A 10433-nucleotide genomic window follows, 5' to 3' on the forward strand; every position below is an offset into this window, starting at 1 on the left:
AGACTTAGGAAAACAAAAAAAGGTTTAATTTGTTGATAGAACGCCGTGTGCGGTGAAAATCGCATGCACGGTGTGGATCGGGGGAAAAACTGGAGATTATTTCAAAAGTTTACCTATCGATATTCGCCTGGTCGATTATCCATAAAGCAAATGCCTTTTCAAAATATTGATAGGCACCAATATTTTGGAGTTTTCGACTCTGTAAGTCAACAGGGCCATTAGTTAGAATACCTATTGGGATGTGGTTTTTATGTAGAGCCAGCAGTAGTTGATGTATCTCAGGAATCATCGTAATCTGATCGAGTTCATATTCATAGTCAGCTTGGAAGTCTAGAGCTTCTGTCCTAGAAATACTATCGATGCCAAATTCTTCCATAGTCTTATGACAGCGAACTTATGACAGCGAAAAATTCTAAGCTGCTCAATACTGATGAGTTTTTTCGTGTATTTAGGAAAAGCAACATCAGACCAATATCTGAAACGTTTATAAATGTTATCTATTTGTTGGATATCAATCGTCGGAAAACATTTCTCAACGCTACATTTAAAGGGGAGTTGATGGTCATAAAGAGTATCATCAAGGTCAAAAATAATATTTTTATAAGTCATAATTCTAGTCCGCTTTTAAAATAGTAGTGTACTGGCTAAATTCCTCTAAGTGTTGAGGGCTAATCTGTTTATCTGTAATGATGGTATCGAGTTGATCTAGATTATAGAAGTTAAAGAAATCGTATCGATCGAATTTAGTACTGTCTACTAATAAGAATTTTTCTATAGCATTGTTTAGGGCAAGTTGTTGAATCACACCTTCCTTGTCACTATATGTAGCAATAGAATTATGGGTAACAGCATTTGCACTAACAAAAGCTTTGGCAAATCTCATTGCTTTTAAATTTGTCGAAGCCATTGAACCTACAAACGCTCCAGTTATTTCTCTATATTCACCGCCAAGAAGCAATAAATCAATGGTTTCGCTATCATTTAGAATCAAGAACACAGGAAGACTATTTGTAATGACACGAATTTTATAACCTTTACGACCTTTCAATTCTAATGCCAGTTGTTCAAGTGTAGTTCCGGGTCCAATAAAAATAGTATCGCCATCTTTGATTAAAGAGCAGGCTTTTTTAGCAATGTCAATTTTTTCTTTTGTATTTAGACTTTTCTTCTCTATATGTGTCTTTTCAAGTGGCTTTTTAGAGGAAAGCAATTGTGCACCACCGTGAGTACGTGTTAAAAATCCATCAGCTTCTAGAGTATCAAGGTCTCTACGGGCTGTCATATCGGAAATATCTAGTTCATCTATTATTTCTTTTATGGTTATGATCCCATCAATCTTTAACATATCTAAAATTTTTTCTAATCGTCGTTTTTTGTTCATATGAAGACTCTTCTTTCATAAAGTAATTTTTTTCCAAAGATAATTCTCTTTTAATTGTATCATAAAAGACAATATTTTTAAGGTGAAACAAACAATTTCAAATAAAAACAAACGTTAGATGATGAAATAAGAATAGAGGATTGACGTATATTAGCTTAGGTCAGATTTTGTATAAGACGAAAATAAAGTAGGACCTCTTAATCAGTAAGTTATAGATAGTAAAAGACTTTTGTAATAATTGAATAGATATTTCACGTCCATTTTGTGATGAATTAAATGAACAAAAATGAACAATAATTTAACGGTGTTATCTATTTTAAATTTAAAAAAAACAAAAAATAAACAAAAAACAAACAAAAAAGCGTTGTTTTTTGTTTGGATGTTTGATATTATATAAACAAAGAAATGATGAAAACGTTTTTTTGAACATTTTGCAAAATATTTTCTACTTCTACGTAGCATTTCTTTCTAAAATTTAGGAGGTGGTCAAAATGGCTATTGTTGTTGGTGCAGATCTCAAAGGTACGAGATTAAAGGATGTTGTGAAAAATTTTCTTGTAGAAGAAGGTTTTGAGGTAATTGATGTGACTAAGGACGGACAAGATTTTGTTGATGTTACCTTGGCAGTTTCCTCTGAAGTAAATAAAGATGAGCAAAACTTAGGTATTGTAATTGATGCTTATGGAGCTGGTCCATTCATGGTAGCAACTAAAATTAAAGGTATGGTTGCAGCAGAAGTTTCAGATGAACGCTCAGCTTATATGACACGTGGACATAACAATTCACGAATGATTACGGTTGGCGCTGAAATCGTCGGTGATGAGCTTGCTAAAAACATCGCTAAAGGTTTTGTCAATGGTAAATATGATGGCGGACGTCATCAAATCCGAGTAGATATGCTTAACAAGATGTGTTAAGAAAGGGAGTTAAGGAATGAGAATCGCAATTGGATGTGACCACATTGTCACAGATGAAAAAATGGCAGTATCAGAATTCTTGAAATCAAAAGGACATGAGGTCCTTGATTTCGGGACATATGACCATGCACGTACTCACTACCCTATCTATGGTAAAAAAGTCGGTGAAGCAGTAGTAAGTGGTCAAGCAGACTTGGGAGTATGTATCTGCGGTACAGGTGTCGGCATTAACAATGCAGTCAATAAAGTTCCAGGTGTTCGCTCAGCATTGGTTCGTGATATGACATCAGCTATATATGCAAAAGAAGAGTTAAATGCGAATGTTATCGGTTTCGGTGGAATGATTACTGGTGGTCTTCTTATGAATGACATCATTGAAGCTTTCATTGAAGCTGAGTACAAACCAACAGAAGAAAATAAAAAATTGATTGCAAAAATCGAACACGTTGAAACACATAATGCACATCAAGCAGATGAAGATTTCTTTACAGAATTCCTTGAAAGATGGGACCGTGGTGACTACCACGATTAAGGTATAACAAATGATTCTGACAGTCACACTAAATCCTTCAGTAGACATCTCTTATCCTCTAGAAACATTGAAAATTGATACAGTGAATAGGGTGAAAGATGTTAGTAAGACAGCTGGTGGAAAAGGCTTAAATGTTACTAGAGTCTTGTATGAATCTGGTGATAAAGTTACTGCTACAGGTTTCTTAGGTGGTAAAATTGGTGAATTTATTGAAAGCGAATTAGAACAATCTCCTGTTAGTCCAGCTTTTTATAAAATCTCAGGAAACACTAGAAACTGTATTGCTATCTTACACGAGGGTAACCAAACAGAAATTTTGGAACAAGGACCAACAATTTCTCATGAAGAAGCAGAAGGCTTTCTTGACCACTATAGTAATATTATTAAACAATCAGAAGTTGTGACAATTTCAGGAAGTTTACCTTCAGGACTTCCCAACGATTATTATGAAAAACTTATCCAACTTGCTTCGGATGAAGGAGTAGCAGTCGTTTTGGATTGTTCAGGTGCACCTCTTGAAACAGTTCTAAAATCGTCGGCTAAACCTACTGCCATCAAACCTAATAATGAGGAACTTTCACAGTTGCTTGGAAAAGAAGTAACAAAAGATACTGAAGAACTCAAAGACGTTCTTAAAGAGTCACTTTTTAGTGGTATCGAATGGATAGTGGTCTCACTAGGTCGAAACGGTGCCTTTGCAAAACATGGTGATGTTTTCTATAAGGTAGATATTCCTAATATCCCAGTTGTTAATCCAGTCGGATCAGGGGACTCAACGGTAGCTGGTATTGCATCAGCTTTAAATAGTAAAAAAAGTGACGCTGACTTATTAAAACATGCGATGACATTGGGTATGTTAAATGCTCAAGAAACAATGACAGGGCATGTGAATATGACTAATTACGAAACACTAAACTCACAAATTGAAGTAAAAGAGGTATAAAAATGGTACTTACAGAACAGAAACGCAAATCTTTGGAAAAAATTTCAGATAAAAACGGTGTTATCTCAGCTTTGGCATTTGACCAACGTGGTGCTTTGAAACGTTTGATGGCACAGTATCAAGATACAGAACCAACTGTAGCTCAAATGGAAGAACTAAAGGTTTTGGTTGCTGATGAACTTACAAAATACGCTTCTTCAATGTTGCTTGACCCTGAATATGGACTTCCAGCAACAAAAGCATTGGATAAAGAAGCAGGTCTTCTTCTTGCCTATGAAAAAACAGGTTATGATACATCAAGTACAAAACGTTTGCCTGACTGCTTGGATGTTTGGTCTGCAAAACGTATCAAAGAGCAAGGCGCTGATGCCGTTAAGTTCTTGCTTTACTATGATGTAGACAGCTCAGATGAACTTAACCAACAAAAACAAGCTTATATTGAACGTGTTGGTTCTGAATGTGTCGCTGAAGATATTCCTTTCTTCTTGGAAATCCTTGCTTATGATGAAGAAATCTCAGATGCAGGTTCTGTTGAATACGCAAAAGTGAAACCTCGCAAAGTCATTGAAGCGATGAAAGTTTTCTCTGATCCACGCTTTAACATTGATGTTCTTAAAGTAGAAGTACCAGTTAACGTTAAATATGTCGAAGGTTTTGCTGATGGTGAAGTGGTTTACAGTAAAGCTGAAGCTGCTGACTTCTTTAAAGCACAAGAAGAAGCGACTAACCTTCCATACATCTACCTAAGTGCAGGTGTATCTGCTAAATTGTTCCAAGAAACATTGCAATTTGCTCACGACTCAGGTGCCAAGTTTAATGGTGTGCTTTGTGGACGTGCTACTTGGGCAGGATCTGTAGAACCTTACATCAAAGAAGGTGAAAAAGCAGCACGTGAATGGTTGCGTACTACTGGATTCGAAAATATTGATGAACTTAACAAAGTTCTTGTTAAAACAGCTAGTCCATGGACTGATAAAGTATAGTAAAAACATAAAACGGAGGATATTGTTATGAACAGAGAAGAGATGACTCTCTTAGGGTTTGAAATTGTTGCTTATGCTGGAGATGCTCGCTCTAAACTTTTAGAAGCGCTTAAAGCGGCTGAAAATGGTGATTTCGCTAAGGCAGATAGTCTTGTAGTAGAAGCAGGAAGCTGTATTGCAGAGGCTCACAATTCTCAGACAGCTATGTTGGCTCGAGAAGCTTCTGGGGAGGAACTTCCATACAGCGTTACCATGATGCATGGTCAGGACCACTTAATGACTACTGTCTTATTAAAAGATGTGATTCATCACCTCATCGAACTTTATAAAAGAGGAGCAAAATAATGCATAAACTCATTGAACTTATTGAAAAAGGGAAACCGTTCTTTGAGAAAATCTCTCGAAACATCTATCTTCGTGCTATTCGTGATGGATTTATCGCTGGTATGCCAGTCATCCTTTTCTCATCTATCTTTATCCTTATTGCCTATGTCCCAAATGCTTGGGGATTCCACTGGTCAAAAGACATTGAGACCTTCTTGATGACTCCTTATAGCTATTCGATGGGTATCCTAGCATTCTTTGTTGTTGGTACTACCGCTAAAGCTTTGACGGACTCAATGAACCGTGACCTACCTGCGACCAAGCAGATTAACTTCTTATCTACGATGCTAGCGTCTATGGTAGGGTTCCTTTTGATGGCAGCTGAGCCTGCAAAAGAAGGAGGCTTCTTGACAGCCTTCATGGGAACAAAAGGTCTTTTGACAGCATTTATTGCAGCCTTTGTGACAGTTAATGTTTACAAGGTCTGTGTGAAAAATAATGTTACTATTCGTATGCCTGAAGAGGTTCCACCAAATATCTCTCAAGTATTTAAAGACTTGATTCCATTCACTGTATCGGTTGTTCTCCTTTATGGACTTGAACTCATTGTTAAGGGAACTCTTGGTGTAACCGTTGCAGAATCAATCGGTACCCTTCTTGCTCCTCTCTTCTCAGCTGCAGATGGTTACCTTGGAATTACACTTATCTTTGGTGCTTATGCCTTCTTCTGGTTTGTTGGTATCCACGGTCCTTCAATTGTCGAACCAGCAATCGCTGCTATCACTTATGCCAATATCGATGCCAACTTGCATCTTATACAAGCTGGACAACATGCAGATAAAGTTATCACTTCTGGTACTCAAATGTTTATTGTTACCATGGGTGGAACAGGAGCTACATTGATTGTTCCATTCTTGTTCATGTGGATTTGTAAATCAGAACGTAACCGTGCCATCGGACGTGCCTCAGTTGTTCCAACATTCTTTGGGGTTAATGAGCCAATCTTATTTGGTGCACCAATCGTATTGAATCCGATTTTCTTTGTACCGTTCATTTTCGCTCCGATTGTCAACGTTTGGATCTTTAAATTCTTTGTTGACACATTGAACATGAACTCATTCTCTGCCAACCTTCCATGGGTTACTCCTGGTCCGTTGGGAATTGTACTCGGTACTAACTTCCAAGTTCTATCATTTATCTTAGCCGGACTCTTGGTAGTTGTTGATACTATCATTTATTACCCATTTGTTAGGGTATACGATGAACAAATTCTTGAAGAAGAACGTTCTGGTAAAACAAACGATGCTCTTAAAGAAAAAGTAACTGCAAACTTCAATACTGCTAAAGCAGATGCCGTTCTTGGAAAATCAGGCGTTGCTAAAGAAGATGTAGCAGCAAACAATAATATCACAAAAGAAACTAATGTCCTTGTTCTTTGTGCAGGTGGAGGTACAAGTGGTTTGCTTGCCAATGCCTTGAACAAAGCAGCAGCAGAATACAATGTTCCAGTCAAAGCGGCAGCGGGTAGTTACGGTGCTCACCGTGAAATGTTGTCAGAGTTTGACTTGGTTATCTTGGCTCCACAGGTCGCTTCAAACTTCGATGACATGAAGGCTGAAACAGATAAATTCGGCATTAAACTTGCAAAAACTGAAGGAGCTCAATATATCAAATTGACACGTGATGGACAAGGTGCTCTTGCATTTGTTCAACAACAGTTTGATTAATAAATTTGTAAAAGTTATTTGAGACGAGATTATTCTTTCAGTTCCTTATAATATTGTTAACCATACCATTGCATTTCATTTCATTTCCTTGGTTTCCGGAACTCAGAATATCGTCTCAAATGATTTTTTTGAAAGGATTTATAGTTATGACTAAAACACTTCCTAAAGATTTTATTTTTGGTGGTGCTACAGCTGCTTATCAAGCAGAAGGTGCGACTCACACGGATGGTAAAGGCCCAGTTGCATGGGATAAGTATCTTGAAGACAATTATTGGTACACAGCAGAGCCTGCAAGTGATTTTTACCATAAATATCCTGTTGATTTAGAATTAGCTGAAAAATATGGCGTTAATGGTATTCGTATTTCAATTGCCTGGTCTCGTATTTTCCCAACTGGCTATGGCGAAGTAAATGAAAAAGGTGTTGAATTCTACCATAATCTTTTTGCCGAGTGCCACAAACGTCATGTTGATCCATTCGTGACTTTGCACCACTTTGACACACCAGAAGTTCTTCACTCAGATGGAGATTTCTTAAACCGCGAAAATATAGAACACTTTGTAGATTATGCCGCTTTCTGTTTTGAAGAGTTCCCAGAAGTAAACTACTGGACAACTTTCAATGAAATTGGCCCAATTGGAGATGGTCAATACTTGGTTGGTAAATTCCCTCCAGGCATTCAATATGATCTTGCCAAAGTCTTCCAATCACACCACAATATGATGGTTTCTCATGCACGTGCTGTGAAATTGTATAAAGATAAAGGTTATAAAGGCGAAATTGGTGTAGTACATGCGTTGCCAACCAAATACCCTTATGATCCAGAAAATCCAGCAGATGTTCGTGCCGCTGAGTTAGAAGATATTATCCATAACAAATTTATCTTGGATGCAACCTACCTTGGACACTATTCAGATAAAACGATGGAAGGGGTCAACCACATCCTAGCTGAAAATGGTGGAGAACTTGATCTTCGTGATGAAGATTTCCAAGCACTTGAAGCAGCTAAAGATTTGAACGATTTCCTTGGTATCAACTACTACATGAGTGATTGGATGCAAGCCTTTGATGGTGAGACTGAAATCATTCACAATGGTAAGGGTGAAAAAGGAAGTTCTAAGTACCAGATTAAAGGTGTTGGTCGCCGAATCGCACCAGATTATGTGCCTAGAACGGATTGGGACTGGATTATTTATCCTGAAGGCTTGTATGACCAAATCATGCGAGTGAAAAATGATTATCCAAACTACAAGAAGATTTACATCACTGAAAACGGTCTTGGATACAAAGATGAGTTTGTAGATAATACCGTTTATGATGATGGTCGTATTGATTACGTGAAGAAACACTTGGAAGTTTTATCAGACTCAATTGTGAATGGTGCAAATGTTAAAGGTTACTTCATCTGGTCACTTATGGATGTCTTCTCATGGTCAAACGGATACGAAAAACGTTATGGATTATTCTATGTAGACTTTGACACGCAAGAACGCTATCCTAAGAAATCAGCTCATTGGTATAAGAAAGTAGCAGAAACTCAAGTGATAGAGTAATATTACTTGAAAATGTAAAAAATTGTTATCCGATATTTTAGAAAAAGTACAACACTTATTTAGAGCAAGATTTGAAAAGGTATATATTGTTAGTTTCGAAGATTGTCCTATGATTCCTGAGCTTGAAGCTACCCCGTTGCTAAAATGTGGTAAATGGTATGTTTCAACTGGAAAAGAGTGGATTTGCCATTCTGATTTAGAGTTACCAGCATTTGAATGGGAATTTTTACAATCACTCGATGTAGAAATACGTGAGACTATTCACTTCGAGGTAAGTTATTTGCCTTTCCAATAATAAAAAGAAAGGAATTAGTTGTGACTATCGAATTAAAAAACGAGTATCTTACTGTTCAGTTTAAAACACTTGGTGGTCAACTGACTTCGATTAAAGACAAGGATGGGATAGAGTATCTCTGGCAAGCTGATCCAAATTATTGGAATGGACAGGCGCCTATTCTATTTCCTATCTGTGGTAGTTTACGAAATGATTGGGTTATTTATAGACCTCAAGAAAGACCCTTTTTTAAAGGTCTTATTCGTAGACATGGTTTTGTTCGAAAAGAAGAATTTATTCTGGAAGAAGTCAATGATAATAGCGTGACCTTTAGTATTAAACCAAATGCTGAGATGCTTGATAATTACCTATATCAGTTTGAACTGAGAGTTGTTTATACCTTGAATGGTAAATTAATTAGAACCGAATTTCAGGTAACGAACTTGGAAATGGAAAAAACAATGCCTTACTTTATTGGAGCCCATCCAGCATTCAATTGTCCTTTAGTAGAAGGTGAAAACTATGAGGATTATTATATTGAATTTAGTGAGGTTGAGTATTGCTCGATACCAAAGAGTTTTCCTGAGACAGGATTATTAGATTTGCAAGATCGGACACCTTTTTTGGAAAATCAAAAGATTCTCGATTTGGACTACTCACTTTTTTCCCATGATGCCATTACACTTGACCAGCTCAAGTCTCGTAGCGTAACGCTTCGGTCAAGGAAGTCTGGTAAAGGTCTTCGAGTAGATTTTGATGATTTTCCGAACTTGATTCTGTGGTCTACAACTAATAAAAGTCCATTCATTGCTTTGGAACCTTGGAGTGGTCTCTCCACTTCACTTGAACAAGGTAATTTCTTAGAAGATAAAAGACAGGTAACGAAAATTTCACCTCAAGAAACTTCTAGAAAAATCTATGATATTACTATCCTTAATTAAAATTTGTTATTATTTGATTCTTAAGTAAGATTTGAATACTCTTACCTTGTGATGATAGATTGGTCTTCTCCGTGCCAGTCTTACATCGCAAGGTTTTTAAGTTTTTTGTGGGTCTATGTCAACTGTAGTGGGTGACGAAAAGCTAATATCTAAAGACAGTCTGGTAGTAAAAAAATAAGATTATTTACTACTTCTTGATTTAAAATATTAATTGTCAAATTAAGTTAGACAACAATCAAATATGATAACGTTATCAGATAATGGAAGTCGACTTCCAATTTGTGAACGTACACAAATTTAGTAACGTTTCGAAATATCTAAATGTTTGTACGTACCAACATATCAAAAATAGAATACATACTCTAATTTAAGATAATACCAATATCAACCGACGTCGGTTGATTCTTCGCAAAACGAAGAATCACAAATACAATTTTTTGAATCTCTTCCAATTGGCACAATATCAAGCGCAATCACTCATTCCAGTGATCTAGACGTGCTTAGAATGGCAATCTCAACATTAAATATAACTTTATCAAATACTAATGATTGCATTAAAAATCGCTTTTTGAGATAATTGCTAAAAGAGAGAGGATTATCAAATGGATAACAAAGATATAGAGCTGATTCAACAAATGGAAAACAAATATGACACTTTTATGCCAGTCTTAACTAATTTAATTGATAGTGTTGAAAAATTTAACTCAATTTACAATAACTATATTGAATTAAAAAATTTTTATGGTAGTGAAAAATGGTTTGAATATATGGAAATTGAAAAAATCCCAGTAAAATGTGGTGTTTTAACAGAAGACCAATTATATGATATGATTGGTGATCATAGTGAACTTCTTGGAG

The 10433-nt window shown here is 36.4% G+C and carries 12 protein-coding genes; 10 read left to right on the top strand and 2 right to left on the bottom strand.

The window, feature by feature from the left end:
- Positions 1-109 precede the first annotated feature (109 nt).
- The gene (locus tag ACWOEC_RS11690) at positions 110-376 is read right to left on the bottom strand and encodes an HAD family hydrolase (RefSeq protein ID WP_455308374.1); all 267 of its coding nucleotides are present in this window, start codon (positions 374-376) and stop codon (positions 110-112) included.
- A 237-nt stretch (positions 377-613) separates the two neighbouring features.
- Positions 614-1381 carry a DeoR/GlpR family DNA-binding transcription regulator gene (locus ACWOEC_RS11695; RefSeq protein WP_455308376.1) on the bottom strand — a complete coding sequence of 256 codons (768 nt, stop codon included), beginning with the start codon at positions 1379-1381 and terminating at the stop codon, positions 614-616.
- 491 nt (positions 1382-1872) lie between these two features.
- On the opposite strand from ACWOEC_RS11695, the gene lacA reads away from it, so the two are divergent.
- The 10 genes from lacA to ACWOEC_RS11745 all read left to right on the top strand — a co-directional run.
- Positions 1873-2298 (top strand): galactose-6-phosphate isomerase subunit LacA, encoded by a 426-nt coding sequence (lacA, locus tag ACWOEC_RS11700; protein WP_115255847.1) that lies wholly within the window; start codon positions 1873-1875, stop codon positions 2296-2298.
- A 16-nt stretch (positions 2299-2314) separates the two neighbouring features.
- Positions 2315-2830 carry a galactose-6-phosphate isomerase subunit LacB gene (gene lacB, locus ACWOEC_RS11705; protein WP_002345825.1) on the top strand — a complete coding sequence of 172 codons (516 nt, stop codon included), beginning with the start codon at positions 2315-2317 and terminating at the stop codon, positions 2828-2830.
- Positions 2831-2840: 10 nt separating this feature from the next.
- Positions 2841-3773 carry a tagatose-6-phosphate kinase gene (gene lacC / locus ACWOEC_RS11710; protein WP_455308378.1) on the top strand — a complete coding sequence of 311 codons (933 nt, stop codon included), beginning with the start codon at positions 2841-2843 and terminating at the stop codon, positions 3771-3773.
- A gap of 2 nt (positions 3774-3775) precedes the next feature.
- Complete coding sequence (gene lacD / locus ACWOEC_RS11715; RefSeq protein ID WP_002290551.1) at positions 3776-4756, top strand: tagatose-bisphosphate aldolase; 981 nt, start codon at positions 3776-3778, stop codon at positions 4754-4756.
- 27 nt (positions 4757-4783) lie between these two features.
- Positions 4784-5101, top strand: coding sequence for a PTS lactose/cellobiose transporter subunit IIA (locus ACWOEC_RS11720; protein WP_002290550.1), 318 nt, complete (start codon positions 4784-4786; stop codon positions 5099-5101).
- A complete protein-coding gene (locus ACWOEC_RS11725; protein ID WP_455308380.1) occupies positions 5101-6807 on the top strand; it encodes a lactose-specific PTS transporter subunit EIIC in 1707 nt (568 codons plus the stop codon). The genes ACWOEC_RS11720 and ACWOEC_RS11725 overlap by 1 nt, the downstream gene beginning before the upstream one ends.
- 146 nt (positions 6808-6953) lie before the next feature.
- Positions 6954-8360 (top strand): 6-phospho-beta-galactosidase, encoded by a 1407-nt coding sequence (lacG, locus tag ACWOEC_RS11730; protein ID WP_455308382.1) that lies wholly within the window; start codon positions 6954-6956, stop codon positions 8358-8360.
- 22 nt (positions 8361-8382) lie between these two features.
- Positions 8383-8655, top strand: a complete 273-nt coding sequence (locus ACWOEC_RS11735) for a DUF3884 family protein (RefSeq protein WP_455308384.1) — start codon at positions 8383-8385, stop codon at positions 8653-8655.
- Positions 8656-8675: 20 nt separating this feature from the next.
- Positions 8676-9575, top strand: coding sequence for an aldose 1-epimerase family protein (locus ACWOEC_RS11740; protein ID WP_455308386.1), 900 nt, complete (start codon positions 8676-8678; stop codon positions 9573-9575).
- Positions 9576-10177: 602 nt separating this feature from the next.
- Positions 10178-10433, top strand: a 256-nt coding sequence (locus ACWOEC_RS11745) for a DUF4298 domain-containing protein (RefSeq protein ID WP_455308388.1), incomplete at its 3' end; no start/stop codon positions are given.

This window comes from Enterococcus bulliens, assembly GCF_053761865.1.